Source organism: Xanthomonas theicola (assembly GCF_014236795.1).
Lineage (GTDB): Bacteria > Pseudomonadota > Gammaproteobacteria > Xanthomonadales > Xanthomonadaceae > Xanthomonas_A > Xanthomonas_A theicola.
The window spans coordinates 4,154,394-4,169,630 of the sequence record NZ_CP049017.1; the positions used below are offsets into that span (position 1 = coordinate 4,154,394).

Here is a 15,237-nt window from a genome sequence, read left to right on the forward strand (position 1 = left end):
GGTCTCAGCACTGGCTGGTTGCGACGTGGACGCGATCGCGGCCGGACTCCTTCGCCGTATACAGGGCCGCGTCGGCGCAGTCGAGCAGCTCCCCGGCATCGATCACGCTGGCGAAGGCAGTGAAGCTGTAGGCGCCGGCGCTGACCGTCACCTGCCCCGACGGACTGTCCGCGTGCGCGATGCGCAGGCTGCGCACCGCCTGCACGATCCGTTCGGCGGTGGCCGCGGTCTGGTGCGCATCGGAGGACGGCAGCAACACCGTCAGTTCCTCGCCGCCATACCGCACGGCCAGGTCGCCAGTCCGCCGCGCATGGTTCTTCACCGCGTTGGCCACCGCCTTGATGCACAGGTCGCCGGCCGGATGCCCATAGCGGTCGTTGTAGCGCTTGAAGTGATCGATATCGAGCATGATCACCCCCAGCGGGCTGGACGTGCGCCGCGCCCGGCTGATCTCGGCCGGCAGCACCGCATCCAACTGCCGCCGGTTTGCCAGGCCGGTGAGGCTGTCGTGCAGCGCGATCTTCTCCAGCGCCACATAGGCCAGCCGCAGCTCGTCTTCCGCGCGCAGGGTGCGCCGGATCTGCCGCGACATGATGAACCCGAACAGGACCGGGATCGGCAGCGCCAGGCCCAGCATCGCCAGCGAGCGGTACAGGTCCGCATACCAGGGCGCCAGGATGGAGCGCTTGGAGATGCCGGCCATGACCGCCAGCGGATAGCGTTCCAAGCGCTCGTAGCCATACATCCGCTCGACCTTGTCGGTGATTGCCACGATCGTCGCCACCCCGCGCGGCGCACGCGGCAGATAGGTGCGGAAGATCTCGCCCTTGGCGATGCTCCTGCCGATCACCGCTTTGTCGAACGGCCGCCGCACCAGGATGGTGCCGGCATCGTTGGCGAGCACCACGACGCCTTGCGCATCCATCCGGAAACCGCTGTAGAAACGCGAGAAGTAGCTCAGCTTCAACGTCGTCAGGAACACGCCGCCGAAACTGCCGTCCGCGCGGTCGATGCGCCGGGAGACCGGGATGACCAACTCGCCGGTCGATCGGCTGGTGATGACCTCGCCGACATGCACCCCGCGCCCGGCATGCGTCCGGTGGTACACGAAGTAAGCGCAGTCGGCGTTGTTGGCGTTCGCTGGCGTCGCTTCCTTGTCGGTCACCAGCCAGTTGCCGCGGCTGTCGTAGACGAAGATGCCATGCAGTTGCGGCAGGGTCCTGACCTGGCGCTGGAACAGCCGATGCAGGCGATGCCGGTCCATGCGCTCCAGGCCGTCGCCCTCGATGCGCTCGACGATGCCCAGCGAGAGGATGTCGGCCTCCTTGATCGCGTCGTCGGCATGCTGGCCGATCGCACGCGAGACGTTCTCCGTGGTGATGCGCGCCAGGTCGAAGGCATGGCGATAGCCGATCCATGCCTGATACGCGGTGGTCGCGACCAACAGTAGGATCATCGCAGCGACGAAATACGACACCAGCCGCGGTACGACGTCCTGGCGCGCGCCCGGCGCCGTCATGGCGGCCCTCCGCAGGCGCGACCGCCGCACCCGCGGGCGCAGGCCCCACCCGCCGTCATGCCCGGCGCACAGGCCGGCCATCGCGCGCACGGGCGCCGTCGCGCCGCGATCACGCCTCTTGCATTGGCCAAGGCGATGCGCCTTCGTCGCGTGCGACCAGGGTCACCACGATGGATCCCGGCGCGTCGGTCGCGTCGCTCACGACGGCATTGAGCCAGACCTGCCTATCGCCGCCGTCGCGCCGTTGCAGCAGCGCCGAGCGGAAGCCGCCATCGCGCGCGCACGCCGCCAGGTCCAGCGGCGTGCCGTGATCGCCGCGCCACAGGGCCTGCGCGTGACTGCCCAGCAGCACGGCCTCCTCCTGCCCCAGCAGCGCGCACAGCGCGCGGTTCGCCGCGGCCAGACGCCCTTCCGGGTCCATCGCCGCCAGACCGAACGGCGCCGCCTGGAAGGCGCTGCGCATCGCATCGCCGCGGGACTGCGCGACCGTGCCCTGCCGCTGCCCGAACAGGTAGCGCTCCACCCGCGCGGCCAGATCCTGCAGCAGTTGCGCCTGGCGCGGATCCAGTTGCCGTGGCCGCGTGTCCAGCGCGCACAGCGTGCCCGCCACCCATCCTTCCCGGCCGCGCAGGGGAACCCCGGCGTAGAAGCGCACGTGCGGCGCGTCCTGCACCAGGGGGCTGTCCCGGAAGCGTTCGTCGCGCAGCGCATCCTCCACGACCAGCATCGCGTCGGCGTAGAGGGCGTAGGAGCAGAACGAGACGTCGCGTGCGGTCTGGCAGACATCCAGCCCGACCCGGGACTTGAACCACTGCCGGTCGGCGTCCATCAAGGTCACCAGGGCGATCGGCACCTGCAGGCCATCGGCCAGTTCGCGCGTCATCTCGTCCAGCGCCGCCTCGGCCGGCGTGTCCAGCAGATCCAGGCCGCGCAGGAAGCGCAACCGGGCTTCCTCGTTCCGGGGATAGGGTGCAATGATCATGGGCACGAAGCAAACTGGTCCGACCGGATCATACCCCCGCGGACACAACGGCGGGCGGGCGACCCGCAACGCCTGCGGCGGTCGCGCGGCAGCGCCGCCCGCCACGGCCAGCCGCTGGCGTTTGCACTGGCGGCGGCAATCGCCTTGCAGTCCCCACCGCCACGTCCGTCGCGACCGATGTCGCTGCCGCGTCGCTACGGCTTGGCCGCTTCGCGCGACCGGCGGTGAACCGGATGGACTTGGCGATCGGCAGGGCGGTCTCAACAATCCAGTGCAACACGAGATTTGAACTGAACCGCCCCGACTTTCTTGGAGGCCGTTTGGTTTGAGTCAGGCCGCCTTGGCCTGACCGGCTTGCTGCCGAGGGTAAGCGCTTGGGCTTCCGCTGGCCGGACGTGCCCGATCGGCCCCAGCCGTGGTTTGTGGTTGAACCCGTGCACCCAGTCCAGCGTGGCCAGTTCCACCTGTTCGCGCTTGCGCCACGATCGGCGGTGGATCCCCTCGGCCTTGTACAGGCCATCGATCGTCTCGGCCAGCGCGGTGTGCCCCAAGGGCAGGCTTCGCGCTCATAGCAATCGCCCACGCGGCCCACCGACGGCTCGATCCGCCTCGGTCGGCCGCTCGCTGTCGCGGATGCTCACAGACTGCGAACCGCGGTCGCAGGGGTGGATCAGTACGCCCTCCCGCTGCCGCGCGTGCAGCGCCTGTTCCAGGGCGTCGAGCGCGAGGTCCGTGGTCATCGAGCCCGACGCCTGCCAGCCCACGATCCGCCGCGCGGACACGTCGATCGCCAATGCCACGGACACCCTGCCCTGCCACGTCGAGACGTCGGTGAAGTCGCTGACCCACAGCGCGGTCGGCCTGGAACTGCCGGTTCACCCGGTCCAGCGGACACGGCGGCGCCTTGTCGCTGTGCCTGGTCTTCACTGGCTTGCCACCGACCACGCCACGCAGGCCCAGCCGGCGCATCCGCCGCGCCACCGTGCACCGCGCCATCTGCGGGCCTTCCCGCACAACTGCTTGCACACCTTGCGCACACCGTCGACCTGGCGGTTCTGGTCCCGGACACGGCGGATCTGCGCCACCAGCGCCCAGCCGCGCCACCAGCGATCCGGGCGAGCGCCGGGATCGGCCTCCCGGGCCGCATGGCTGTAGACCCTCGACCGAGCCATCTCCAACACCCGGCAGATCGGCTCGACTCAGTAGACGTTCCGGTGTTCGCCCACGAACCCGGTCATGGCGTGAAGCGGCGGTCCAGCTCCGCCTGGGCGAAAGACGCCGAGGCCGTGCGCAGGATCTCCTTGGCCCGGCGCCGCTCCCGATTCTCCCGCTCCAACGCCTTCATCCGCGCTCGCTCCTCCGTCGTCAGGCCTGGGCGCAACCCTTGGTCGCGCTCGGCCCGACGAACCCACCAGCGCAACGTCTCGGCCGCGCACCCGATCTTCCCGGCAATCGACGCGAGCGCCGCCCACGGCGAACTGTGCTCGCCTTGATGCTCCAGCGCCAGCCCAACTGCCCGCTCCCGCACGTTCGGGCAATACGTCACCGGCTGCTTGCTCATGACGCCATCCTCTCAAAGGTTGGAGCCTCCAAGTATCCCGGGGTGGGCGGTCTCAAGAATCAAGTGCAACACGTGATTTGAACGCTGCGATGTCCGCTTCCATTGCCTCGCTAGGCGTCTTCCAGCCAAGTGTCTGGCGAGGGCGAGTGTTCATCAGCAACGCGATGTGATTGAGGTATTCCTGGCTGACGGCGGATAGGTCCGCCCCCTTGGGCAGGAACTGGCGAAGTAGACCGTTGGTGTTCTCATTGCTTCCGCGCTGCCACGGTGCGTGCGGATCGGCGAACCAGACCTGGCTGTTCAACCGCTGCATCCGTTCCTCGTAGCAGGTCCGTTCCGCGGTCGTCGGTCGGGCTCTCACCCAGGAAGGCCGGCCGCTGCTTCATCTGCCGGGGAAACCCCTCGACCGCCGCCTGCGCCGTGCCACCGTCCATCCTGCACAGCACCACCAAGCGGGTCTTGCGTTCCACCAGTGCGCCCACGCATGAACGGTTGAACGCGCCTTCGATCAGGGCGCCCTCCCCATGCCCCGGCGCCAGGCGCCGCTCCACGGGGTCCGGGCCATGCACGATGCGCAGTTCCTCCGGCGCCCACGAGCGCACCGCCGCTGTCGTGCGCCTGCGACCTGGTGTGGGCTGGCCCCCTCTCCATGCATGGATCAGCGCCTTCTTCAGACCACCCCCCCCCGCTGCGTGTCGATCGCCGCAGCGATCCTCTCGTGGCTGACCCGCTGGCTGGAAGCGTCCGGATGCCTGTCCCGCCGTGCGGCCGCGATCTGCTGTGGCGACCAGCGCTCGTACACCAGGCGCTCATCGACGCACGGGAACAACGACGAACCTTCCAGGGGCCGGCGAGGGCGCACGCAGCGCGAGCGGCGCGAGCGATAGGCCGCCGCCGCCGCGTGCGCACAGGACACCGGCCCTTGCAGACCACCGACCTGGCGGCTCGGCGTCGATGCACGGCATCCCCACCGGCGACCGATCTTGCGCAAGCGCGTTCCTCGATCGCGCTCCACCTGCAGCACCGCGCGTTCCTCAACACGCAGATGACTGGACTGTTTGCCCAGCGCAACCTCCTGCGCTCTGTGAGGTGTTGCACTTGGAACTTGAGTCCAAGGAGCCTGAACAGGAAGTTCGAGCGCGTCAGACCTGCAATGGCCCAGACGTGCTTCCAGTTGAAGTAGAGTTGAATGACTGGTGTGCAACCCTTGGGAGCCCAGGTACGCACCCGGGTTGGCCGCTCCGACAGGCCCGATTCGGCGATGAAGACGATCAGCCGTCGCTCGGCGCCACACTTTTTTGAGCGCAGGCCGGGCCTTGCGATATCAAATAACGCCCAGCAGCGTTATCGGTTGTCATGGATTACGTAATTCTCAATGGGTTTGCCCTGTCGCAAGGTCTCGATCAGCGCCTGCTTCAAGCCGGGCGTCGATGGCCGCGCAGATCGTCTCGCGGCCGGTACGCTGGTTGGCGTCGTCGGGATGCATGGCGCGCCGTCTAGCCGCGATCTGCCGGGCAGACCAGCGCTCATGCGCCAGGGGGTCATGGACGCGCTGAAACAAGGCCGTGCCTTCCGCCGAACGGCGCGCCCGCCCGCTGCGCTGGCGCCGCCGCCGATCGCCCACCGCGGCTGCGTGCGCCCCATACACCGCAGCGGCCAAGCGCCGAACCTCGCCGCTCGGCGTCGAAGGGCTATGCCCAGGGCGCCGACCGATGGTGCGCAAGCGCGTCTCCCCGATCGCGCTCGACCTGCAGCACCGCGCACGCCCCTGAACTCAAACGACTGTACCGTTTGCCCATCGCAACACCTTGCATTCAGTTGGGTGCTGCACTTGCAAGTTGAGTCTGCCCTCTGGCGCTAAACGGTCGACGTCGCTTGGCGGTTTCAACTGCGGGTTTTGCCTATGTCTGTAGTGCGCTAACCCAAGCCGATGAGGAACCCGCGCAACGCCTCTGCCACCTCATCGGCATGGCCGAGGAACGGTGCGTGGCCGCCGCCGGCGATGCTCAGCGCCTGCGCATGCGGGGCCAGCGCCGCGGCGTCGCGCATGCCGGCCGCCGCGACCAGCCGATCGCGCTGGCCGCTGAGCCAGAGGCTGGGGACGCGCAGGCCCGGCAACGCGCGGCGCAGGTCGGTGCGTTCGAGCAGCACCAGCCCGTCTTGCAGTGCCTGCGGACTGGGTTCGCCGCGCGCGTACAGCGTTTCGCGCAGCGTGCCCAGTTCGGCGCGCGCATGCGCCGAACCCAGCGTGTCCAGGGTCAGGAACCGATCCAGCGTGCCGCGGTAGTCCGCGGCCAGATCGCGGCCGAACTGCGCGAACACCTGCGGCTCCACCGCATGCGGCCAGTGGCTGCCGCGCACGAAGCGCGGCGTCGCCGAGAGCATCGCCAGGCCGCGCACCTGTGGCTGGGTCGCCGCGGCATGCAGCGCGAACAGCCCGCCCAGCGACCAGCCCAACCACACCGCCGGTGGTGTCGCCGCGGCGATCGCGGCGACCACGTGCGGCAGCGCCAGCGGCGTGTCGTCGCCGCGGCTGTGGCCGTGCCCCGGCAAGTCCACCAGATGCATGCGGTACTGCGCCGCCAGGCGCTCGACCAGCGGCGCGAAGATGCCGCCGTGCAGCGCCCAGCCGTGCACGAGGACCAGATTGGGGCCGTCCCCCACTGTGTCGATATGCATCGTCGATCGGGTGCCGAAGGAAAGGAAGGAAGCGCGCCGGCACGCTCAGTGCAGCGTGCACCGCAGCGCGCGGTCGCTCACGCCGGCAGGCCGGCCGAGTGTACCGCCAGGCGGTCGCGCGCCAGCGCCAGCGCGTCCAGCAGCGCCTGCACCTGCGCGGGCGTATGCAGCGCCGACAGCGTCACCCGCAGCCGCGACTTGCCTTCGGGCACGGTCGGCGGGCGGATCGCCGAGACCAGGAAGCCGGCCTGTTCCAGCGCCGCCGACAGCGCCAGCGCGCTGGCCTCGTCGCCGCACAGCAGCGGTTGGATCGGCGTGTCCGAGGCCATCAGTTCCAGGCCGTGGCGGCGCGCGCCACCGCGGAACGCCGCGATCGCCTCGGCCAGGCGCTCGCGCCGCCACTGGTCGCGCCGTGCCAGCTTCACCGCGGCCAGCGAGGCGGCGGCCTGCGCCGGCGGCAGCGCGGTGGTGTAGAGATAAGGACGCGCGGTCTCGGCCAGGTGCCGGATCAGCGTGTCGTCGCCGACCACCAGCGCGCCGTAGCCGCCTAGCGCCTTGCCCAGCGTGACCAGCTGCAGCGGCACGTCGGCCGCGCCAAGCCCGGCCTCGGCCACGCAGCCGCGGCCATGCGGGCCGAGCACGCCGACGCCGTGCGCGTCGTCCACGTACATCAGCGCCTGCTGCATGCGCGCCACCAGGGTCAGCGAGCGCAGCGGGGCGATGTCGCCATCCATGCTGAACACGCCGTCGGTGACCAGCATCGCGGCGCCGTCGGTGGCGTGCTTGAGCTGGCGCATCGCACCCTCGGCATCCAGGTGTGGATAGCGGCGCAGGCGGCAGCCGGCCAGGCGGGTGGCATCGAGCAGGCTGGCGTGGTTGAGCCGGTCCTGCACGCACAGGTCGTCCTCTTCGGTCAGCAGCGCCTGCTGCACCGCCAGGTTGGCGAGGAAACCGCTGCCGAACAGCAATGCGCGCGGATAGCCGAGCCAGTCGGCGACCTCGCGTTCCAGGCTGTCGTGCAAGGCGTGGTGGCCGCAGACCAGGTGCGAGGCGGCAGCGCCGACGCCTTCGCGCGCGGCGGCGTCCTGCAGCGCGGCGAGCACTTCGAACTGCTGCGCCAGGCCCAGGTAGTCGTTGCTGCAGAAACCGGTCAGCCAGCGCCCGTCCAGTTCCAGGCGCACGCCGTCGCGGCGGCTTGCGCTGCGGCGCACGCGGATGCGGCCCTGCGCCTCGCGCTGCGTACGCAAGGACTGGATGCGGTCGTGCAGATCGGGACGGGCCATGGGCGGCGGGGCATGGGACTGGCCGGTTAGCGTAGCGCGTCGCCGGCCGTGGCGGACGCCGCTGGCGATGGACGGCCGCTCCGGCGGACGGACGCGCGGCCGCGGCTGCGGGTCAGACCAGGGCCGCGGCGATCGCCGGCCGGCCCGGCGCCGGTGCGGCGATGTCCGCATGCACGGTGCCGGGATGGTCGTGCGCGTCGGCGTCCACGTGTACCTGCATCGGCCGCAGCCCCAGCCGCGCGAACAGCGCCTGGTCGCGCGCGGTATCCGGGTTGCCGGTGGTCAGCAGCTTCTCGCCATAGAAGATCGAGTTGGCGCCGGCGCAGAAGCACAGCGCCTGCAGCTCGTCGCTCATGCTCTCGCGGCCGGCCGACAGCCGCACCATCGCGTGCGGCATCGCGATGCGGGCCACGGCGATGGTGCGCACGAACTCGAACGGGTCCAGTTCCACCGTGCCGTGCAGCGGGGTGCCGGCGACCTGCACCAGGCGGTTGATCGGCACCGAGTCCGGGTGCACGGGCAGGTTGGCCAGCGCCTGCAGCAGGCCGGCGCGCTGCTCGCGCGATTCGCCCATGCCGACGATGCCGCCGCAGCAGGTCTTCAGGCCGGCGTCGCGCACGTGGGCGAGCGTGTCCAGGCGGTCCTGGTACTGGCGGGTATGGATGACCGTGTCGTAGAAGTCCGGCGCGGTGTCGAGATTGTGGTTGTAGTAGTCCAGACCGGCCGCCTTCAGCGCTTGCGCCTGCCTGCCGTCGAGCATGCCCAGGGTGGCGCAGGTCTCCAGGCCCAGCGCCTTCACTTCGCGGATCATCGCCGCGACCTTGGGGATGTCGCGGTCCTTGGGCGAGCGCCACGCCGCGCCCATGCAGAATCGCGAGGCACCGGCCGCCCTGGCCTGGCGCGCCTTGGCCAGCACCGCCTCGGTGCTCATCAGCTTCTGCGCGTCCACCCCGGTGTCGTAGCGCTGCGCCTGCGGGCAGTATGCGCAATCCTCCGGGCAGCCGCCGGTCTTGACCGACAGTAGCGTGGAGACCTGCACCTGCGCAGGGTCGAAGTGCGCGCGGTGGACCGCGGCGGCGCGGTGCAGCAGTTCGGGGAACGGCAGAGCGAACAGTGCGAGCAAGTCCTGGCGTTGCCAGTCGTGTCGGACGACAGCGGACATGGGAGTTTCCTGACGGTAGGCGGCTGGGAAAGCGCGCAGTCTGGTGAGCATGGAGATCCCTGTCAACGTTGCGCAACGCCATCTGGTTGACGGATGCTGGCGGCGGCTGCAGCGCTGGGTGCTGCCGGAGCGTTGCCTGATTTGCAGCGAACCCGGCGTCGCCGGGCTGGACCTGTGCGCGGCTTGCCGCGACGCGCTGCCCTGGAACGGCCGCGCCTGTCTGGCGTGCGCGTTGCCGCTGCCCGCGGCGGACGCCGCGCGGATCTGCGGCGCGTGCCAGCGCACCCCGCCGCCGCTGGCCCTGGTCGCCAGCGCCTGCGTCTATGCTGCGCCGGTCGACGGCCTGCTGCGCCGTTTCAAGTTCCACCAGGACCTGGCCGCCGGGCGCCTGCTGGCGGCATTGCTGCAAGCGCGCTGCGCGGCGTTGCCGCGCCCGCAGGCGCTGCTGCCGGTGCCGCTGCATCGCGCGCGGTTGCGCCGGCGCGGCTACGACCAGGCACTGGAACTGGCGCGGCCGCTGGCGCGCGGATTGGGCCTGCCGCTGTGCGACGGCCTGCACCGCGTGCGCGCGACGGCACCGCAGTCCGAACTCGATGCGCGCGCGCGCCGCCGCAACCTGCGTCACGCGTTCGCGGTGCAGGCACCGCTGCCGCCGCACGTGGCGCTGGTCGACGACGTGATGACCACCGGCGCGACCCTGCACGCCGCGGCGCAGGCGCTGCGCCGCGCCGGCGTGGGCAGGATCGACGCGTGGGTGGTGGCGCGGGTGCCGTGACGCGTCCGCGCCGTCCGTGGGACGTTTCGCGTCGATCGCGCGATGAGGTCGGCGCGGTGCAGGACCATCCCCGACAGCCGGCGCGGGCGTCAGGCAATCCGTTTCGACATGCGGTAGTTGTGGCTCGCGACGCCATTGATGGAGAAGTCGTTACGAGCGTCCATCGTGAAGCCGCGACGCTCAACCCGGCGCCGTGCGCCCTCGCTCGCCTCGACAAACAGAACGGCGATGCCCGCGGCGCGGGCGATGGTTTCCATTTCGGCGTAGATCGCTGAGCCCACGCCAGTCCCCACCATCTCCGGGTGGCAATAAAGATGGTCGATGTGACCGTCAGGCTGCCGGTCGCCATAGTCGACGACCACACCCTGCGCGTCCGTTGCGAGCAAGAGCGTCCGCGTCTCGGCGCACCGTCGATACCCGTCGGGATCGGGCGTCGACGGGCTCCACGCGGCAACTTGCTCGGGACACTAGTCGCCGATGCCGGCTTCGCGGACCGATGCCTGGAACAGCGATGCAAGCGCATCCGCGTCGGAAGGTTCCAACATTGTGGATGCGGATCGGCATTGGCGGAGCATAAGAGCCTGTTCAAAGTCTGCTCGACTTATCCGATCCTATGGAGAGCAGAGCCCGTTATCCCAGTGGCATCAGCGGCGAGCCGTTCGAGCAGATCCGCGCGTTGCCTGAAGGATTGCCGCATGCCATCGCGGTGACGACGGCAGAGGCGACCGATCGCAAGGGTGCGCTGCCGGCGCTCCAGGGCAGCAAGCGGAGGTTGAAGCGCGTAGAAGACCTGCTCTGCGATGGCGGCCATGTCCGAGCTCCGTTTGCACGGGCAGTGCGCGAGATGTTTGGCAGGAAAGTCGAAGTGCAGATCGCAAAGCGCAACGAACTGCATGCCTTCAAGGTGATGCCCAAGCGCTGGATCGTCGAGCGCAGCTTTGCATGGCCAGAGAAAAACCGAAGGCTGTGGAAGAACTGCGAGCGCAGACGCAACGCCAGCTTGCAGTTCGTCCATCTTGCTTTCCCGGCAGTACTGCTCAAAAGACTTTGATTCCCCACCAGTCGCATCCCTTGATCCAGGCGTCTGCAAAGCTGCATCTGTCTGATCCACAACAGGCCGGCGCCATGGGGAGGAAAAAGCACCTGATCCGGTTCCAGGCGGGCCTGAGTCTGCCGGCGTTTCTGGAGCGCTACGGCCAGCAGGCGCCATGCCGACAGGCATTGTTCGCGCAACGATGGCCCCAGGGGCTGGTCTGCCCTGCCTGCGGGCATCGCCGTCATTGCCGCCGGCATGGCCGCGATGTGTTCCAGCGCCATCGCGGCAAGCACCCGACCTCGCTCCCCCCCTGGCACGGTACTGGCCGACGCCAAACTGCCGCCGCGGACCTGATTCTTGGCCATGTCCCTGCTCGCCCAGCACAAGAAGGGCCTCTCGGCCCTGGCCTTGCGCCGGCAACTGGGCGGCGGCGACAACACCGCCTGGTTGCTCAAGCACAACCTGATGCAGGTCTATGGTCGAGCGCGATGCCGACCGGCCCTTGCAAGGCGATATCCGGTTGCACCACGCCTACCGGGGCGGCGAGCGTCGCGGACAGGGCCGCGGCCGGGCCAGTCCGGGCAAGACGCCCTTCGTGGCGGCCGTGCAGTGCAGCCCTGAAGGCCATCCGATCGCCATGCGCATGGACCGGCTGGCCGGTTTCCGCACAACCCACCTGGCCGCTTGGGCCAATCGCGCGCTGCTGCCCGGTAGCCGCGGGGCGTCCGACCGGCTGCGCAGCGTTGCGGCGATTACCCAGGCCGGCTGCCTGCGCACGGCCATCGTCACCGGCAGCGGGGGGCCGACCGAGCCGGCCTTGGCCTGGGTCAATACCTTAGCTGGGCAACGTCAAAAGCGCCTTGCATGGCACCTATCATGCACGGCGGCCCAAGGACCTGCAGCGCTGCCTGTCCGAATTGTGCTGCCGCTTCAACCGGCCCTTGGACTTGGCCGCCATGGTGCGGCGATGGATCTTCGCGGCGAGGCCTACGCCACCGCTGCCGTATCCAAGGGCAACGCCGGATGCATGATGTGGGGAATCAGGAACATCTTGACTAGGACAGCCGCCGGCTCGTACCCGCGGGCGCCGGATGTGTTGCCTTTACTGCGCGGCAAGTGGCGTTGCGGTGGCAGCATTGCCCTTGATGACGCCGCAGGCCAGGCGAGCGCCGGCGTTGCCGGTGGGCTGGGTCTTGTAGTCGTCGGGGTCGGCGTGGACGATCACCGCATGGTTGAGGATGTCGAAGCCGTCGCCCTTGCCGATGTTGACGTTGTTGGACACCGGTGCGTCGATCGTGGCCTTGCCCTCGGCGTCGGCCTTCAGATTCGGCATGTCGCCACCATGGTGCGGGTCGGCGCTGACTTGGCCATGGTCGGACTTGGCGGGGTTGAAGTGGCCGCCGGCGCTGCTGCCGTCGGGTGCGCTGCAGTCGCCGAACTCGTGGATGTGGAAGCCGTGCTCGCTGTTGGGTTTGAGCCCGGTGACGATTCCGGCGACATGCACGGCGCCGTCGACGACGGCGAACTTGACCTCGCCTGCAACCTGGTTGCCCTGGGTCGGGCTCAGTGCGGCGCTGGCGCTGGCGGCAGCCTGGGTGTCGGCAGCGGCGGCGCTGGGCGGCGGTGTGCCCGGCGTCGGCTCGGCGGCCGGCGCCGGCGTGGTGGGCGCGGTGTCGGCGGCAGGCTCTTCACGCTTGCAGGCGCCGAGCGCGAGAGTCGTGGCCAGGAACAGGGCGGTGGGAAGCGTACGCATGTGGTTCTCCTAGCAGGGGGCCGCGGAGCGCGGAAGGTCGCCTCGGGCAAGCCCGGACGGATGTTCGGTTAGCGCAGCACGCCGATCACGCCGCAGGCCACGCGCGCGCCGGCGTTGCCGGCCGGCTGGCTGCGGTAGTCGTCGGCATCGGCATGCACGACCAGCGCGCGGCCGGCGATGTCGTTGGCCGCGCCGCCGCCCAGCACCACGCCATGCAACAGCACGTCCACGCGGGCGATGCCGTCAGCATTGGCGGCGAGGTTGTCCATGTCGCCGGCATGGTGCGGGCCGCTGCCGGCGCGGCCGTGCGGGGCGCCCAGCGGGTTGAAGTGGCCGCCGGCGCTGCTGGCGTCGGCAGCGCTGCAATCGCCGCGTTCGTGCACGTGGAACGCGAACGTCCGGTTCGGCTGCAGCCCGCCGAGCGTGCCGGTGATGCGCACCCCGCCGAGCGCCGGGACCAGCGACAGCTTGCCGCTGACCAGGCTGCCCGAGGCCGGCGCGAGTATCGCCTGCGCTTGCTGCGCGGTTCCGTTCGCAGGCATCGGCGACGCTTGCGGCGGCGGCGGCGGCGGCGGCGGCGGCGGCGCCGCGGGCGGCGCAGTGCTGCAGCCGGCCAAGATCAGCAACAGGCTCCCCACGCTGGCATGCAACCCGTGACGCATCGGCTTTGGCTCCTTGTGCAGCGGAAAACTAGAGGGGTGGGCGTTCACGTCTCATGAAGGCCGGCGGCAAGTCTAAACCGCCATGTCCGCATTCGCTTTGCTGCAATGTGTCAAGCCTCGCGCCGTCCCGGCGCCTATAGTCCCGGCGCCATGACGATCCGGAAACTGCGTACCCCACTGGCGGCCGGCTGGCAGGGCGGGTCCCTGACCGCGCTGTACCAACGCTGCCGCCCGGCGCTGATGTCGTTCTTCCGCCGCCGTGTGGCCGATCCGAGCGAGGCGGAGGACCTGACCCATCAGGTGTTCGTCAACCTCGCCGCCTCGCCGGGCGTGGTCTGCGACGACGGCTACCTGTTCCGCAGCGCCGCCAACCTGCTGCGCGACCGCGCGCGCCGCGAGAAGGTGCGCACCCTGCACCGGCAACGGCAGGACGCGGTGGCCGACCATCAGGTCGAGACGCTGGATCCGCCGCGGGTGCTGGCCGGACGCCAGGCGCTGGACGAGGTCGCAGATGCGCTGGAACGGCTGCCGCCGCGCACGCGCGCCGTCTTCTTGCAGTTCCGCCTGGAGAACATGAGCCAGGCGCAGATCGCCCACTGCTACGGCATCTCGGTCAGCGCGGTGCAGAAGCATTTGCTGCGCGCGATGACCGAATTGGCCGAGCTGATGGAGAAGCCGCCATGAGCGGCGAACGCAGTGCCGAAGCCGCCGCGCGCTGGTGCCTGCTGCTGGCCGCCGGCGAGCTGGCGCCGGCGCAGCGGCAGGCGCTGCAGCGCTGGCTGCAGGAGGACGCCGCGCATCGGCGCCTGTTCGAACGCGCGCAGCGGGCCTGGGAGATGACCGGCACCGCCGCCGCGCACCCGCGCGTGCAGGCGCTGCGCCGTGCCGCGCGCGCCGATGCGCAGCGCGCGCGGCGGCCGGGCGCCGTCTGGGCGGCGGTGGCGGGACTGGCGCTGGCGGCGGCGGGCAGTTGGTGGATGCTGGCGCCGACCACGTACCGGACCGGGCTGGGACAGCAGCGCCAGATCGTGCTGGACGACGGTTCGGAGGTGGCGCTGGACGCCGACAGCCGCGTGGAGGTGCGCTACAGCGGCCGACTGCGCGAATTGCGGCTGCGCCGCGGCCGCGCCGCGTTCACCGTGGCCAAGCAGCACCAGCGCCCATTCGTGGTCGAGGCCGGCGCCAGCCGGGTGGTCGCCACCGGCACCGTGTTCAGCGTCGAACGGGTCAGCGACCAAGTGCGGGTGGTGCTGTACGAGGGCAGCGTCCGCATCGAGAACCAGGCCCGCGCCGCGGCGGCGGCCGCGCCGGCGCCGCAGCGGCTGGCCGCCGGCCAGGCCTGGACCTCGCCAGCACCCGGCGCGGCGCGCGCGCGCGTGGTGCGCGTGGACCCGGTGCAGGACCAGGTCTGGCGCAGCGGGCTGCTGCTGTTCGACGACGAGCCGCTGGCCACCGCGCTGGCGCGGGTGAACCGCTACGGCCCGGTACGGCTGGAACTGGGCGATCGCGCCGCCGGGCAATTGCGGATCAGCGGCATGTTCAAGGCCGGCGACAGTGCCGCGTTCGTGTCCGGGGTGACGGCGGTGCTGCCGTTGCGCGCGCAGGCGCGCGGCGCCGAGGCGATCGTGCTCGAGGCGCGCTGAGCGGCCGGGACTCGGGACTCGGGACTCGCAGAAGAGCCATCCGGTGGATGCGATCCGTCCACGGACGGCACGGCGATGCATTCCGATGGCACGACATCCGTGCCACATCGGCCATGCCGCGCGCCAACTGCGGTGCCGCGTCCACGCCTTGGTCGCGGTTCTCGAGTCCGAGTCCCAAGTCC

The 15,237-nt window shown here is 70.3% G+C and carries 11 protein-coding genes, 6 pseudogenes and 1 other annotated feature; of the genes and pseudogenes, 5 read left to right on the forward strand and 12 right to left on the reverse strand.

The genetic code is table 11. The features are described 5' to 3' along the window. Window positions 1-4: 4 nt before the first annotated feature. From G4Q83_RS19495 to bioB, 9 genes and pseudogenes are all read right to left on the reverse strand, one after another. Window positions 5-1,519: a sensor domain-containing diguanylate cyclase gene (locus tag G4Q83_RS19495; protein WP_128420459.1), complete on the reverse strand. Its 1,515-nt coding sequence runs from the start codon at window positions 1,517-1,519 to the stop codon at window positions 5-7. Window positions 1,520-1,628: 109 nt separating this feature from the next. Beyond that, window positions 1,629-2,501 carry a GAF domain-containing protein gene (locus G4Q83_RS19500; RefSeq protein WP_128420458.1) on the reverse strand — a complete coding sequence of 291 codons (873 nt, stop codon included), beginning with the start codon at window positions 2,499-2,501 and terminating at the stop codon, window positions 1,629-1,631. 371 nt (window positions 2,502-2,872) lie between these two features. Beyond that, window positions 2,873-4,062 (reverse strand): annotated as a pseudogene (locus G4Q83_RS19505) (IS3 family transposase); the annotation flags it as partial. Further along, window positions 3,665-3,781 (reverse strand) — a sequence feature (AL1L pseudoknot). (Overlaps the previous pseudogene by 117 nt.) Before the next feature lie 52 nt (window positions 4,063-4,114). Then, window positions 4,115-5,128 (reverse strand): annotated as a pseudogene (locus tag G4Q83_RS24875) (IS30 family transposase). Between the two features lie 50 nt (window positions 5,129-5,178). Beyond that, window positions 5,179-5,383: pseudogene (locus tag G4Q83_RS19515) on the reverse strand (IS630-like element ISCARN39 family transposase); the annotation flags it as partial. A gap of 51 nt (window positions 5,384-5,434) precedes the next feature. After that, window positions 5,435-5,722 (reverse strand): hypothetical protein, encoded by a 288-nt coding sequence (locus tag G4Q83_RS19520; RefSeq protein ID WP_128421827.1) that lies wholly within the window; start codon window positions 5,720-5,722, stop codon window positions 5,435-5,437. 257 nt (window positions 5,723-5,979) lie between these two features. Continuing rightward, window positions 5,980-6,741, reverse strand: a complete 762-nt coding sequence (gene bioH / locus G4Q83_RS19525; protein WP_128421828.1) for a pimeloyl-ACP methyl ester esterase BioH — start codon at window positions 6,739-6,741, stop codon at window positions 5,980-5,982. Window positions 6,742-6,818: 77 nt separating this feature from the next. After that, on the reverse strand, window positions 6,819-8,024 hold the full coding sequence (gene bioF / locus G4Q83_RS19530; protein WP_128421829.1) for an 8-amino-7-oxononanoate synthase: 1,206 nt from the start codon (window positions 8,022-8,024) through the stop codon (window positions 6,819-6,821). A gap of 112 nt (window positions 8,025-8,136) precedes the next feature. Next, on the reverse strand, window positions 8,137-9,186 hold the full coding sequence (gene bioB, locus G4Q83_RS19535) for a biotin synthase BioB (RefSeq protein ID WP_128421830.1): 1,050 nt from the start codon (window positions 9,184-9,186) through the stop codon (window positions 8,137-8,139). 49 nt (window positions 9,187-9,235) lie between these two features. Between bioB and G4Q83_RS19540 the strand changes: the two genes are divergently transcribed. Then, window positions 9,236-9,961 carry a ComF family protein gene (locus G4Q83_RS19540; protein ID WP_128421831.1) on the forward strand — a complete coding sequence of 242 codons (726 nt, stop codon included), beginning with the start codon at window positions 9,236-9,238 and terminating at the stop codon, window positions 9,959-9,961. Window positions 9,962-10,050: 89 nt separating this feature from the next. On the opposite strand, the pseudogene G4Q83_RS19545 reads toward G4Q83_RS19540, so the two are convergent. Next, window positions 10,051-10,365, reverse strand: a pseudogene (locus G4Q83_RS19545) (GNAT family N-acetyltransferase); the annotation flags it as partial. 278 nt (window positions 10,366-10,643) lie between these two features. Here G4Q83_RS19545 and G4Q83_RS19550 point away from each other — a divergent pair. Next, a pseudogene (locus tag G4Q83_RS19550) lies at window positions 10,644-11,012 on the forward strand (transposase); the annotation flags it as partial. Between the two features lie 74 nt (window positions 11,013-11,086). Further along, window positions 11,087-12,028, forward strand: a pseudogene (locus G4Q83_RS19555) (IS1595 family transposase). 71 nt (window positions 12,029-12,099) lie between these two features. Here G4Q83_RS19555 and G4Q83_RS19560 read toward each other — a convergent pair. Next, window positions 12,100-12,750 carry a superoxide dismutase family protein gene (locus G4Q83_RS19560; protein ID WP_128421151.1) on the reverse strand — a complete coding sequence of 217 codons (651 nt, stop codon included), beginning with the start codon at window positions 12,748-12,750 and terminating at the stop codon, window positions 12,100-12,102. 68 nt (window positions 12,751-12,818) lie between these two features. Further along, complete coding sequence (locus G4Q83_RS19565) at window positions 12,819-13,412, reverse strand: superoxide dismutase family protein (RefSeq protein WP_246432175.1); 594 nt, start codon at window positions 13,410-13,412, stop codon at window positions 12,819-12,821. Between the two features lie 150 nt (window positions 13,413-13,562). Between G4Q83_RS19565 and G4Q83_RS19570 the strand changes: the two genes are divergently transcribed. Together G4Q83_RS19570 and G4Q83_RS19575 are read left to right on the forward strand one after the other, a co-directional pair. Beyond that, window positions 13,563-14,096: an RNA polymerase sigma factor gene (locus G4Q83_RS19570; protein ID WP_128421150.1), complete on the forward strand. Its 534-nt coding sequence runs from the start codon at window positions 13,563-13,565 to the stop codon at window positions 14,094-14,096. Beyond that, window positions 14,093-15,055, forward strand: coding sequence for a FecR family protein (locus G4Q83_RS19575; RefSeq protein ID WP_128421149.1), 963 nt, complete (start codon window positions 14,093-14,095; stop codon window positions 15,053-15,055). The genes G4Q83_RS19570 and G4Q83_RS19575 overlap by 4 nt, the downstream gene beginning before the upstream one ends. Window positions 15,056-15,237: the final 182 nt, after the last annotated feature.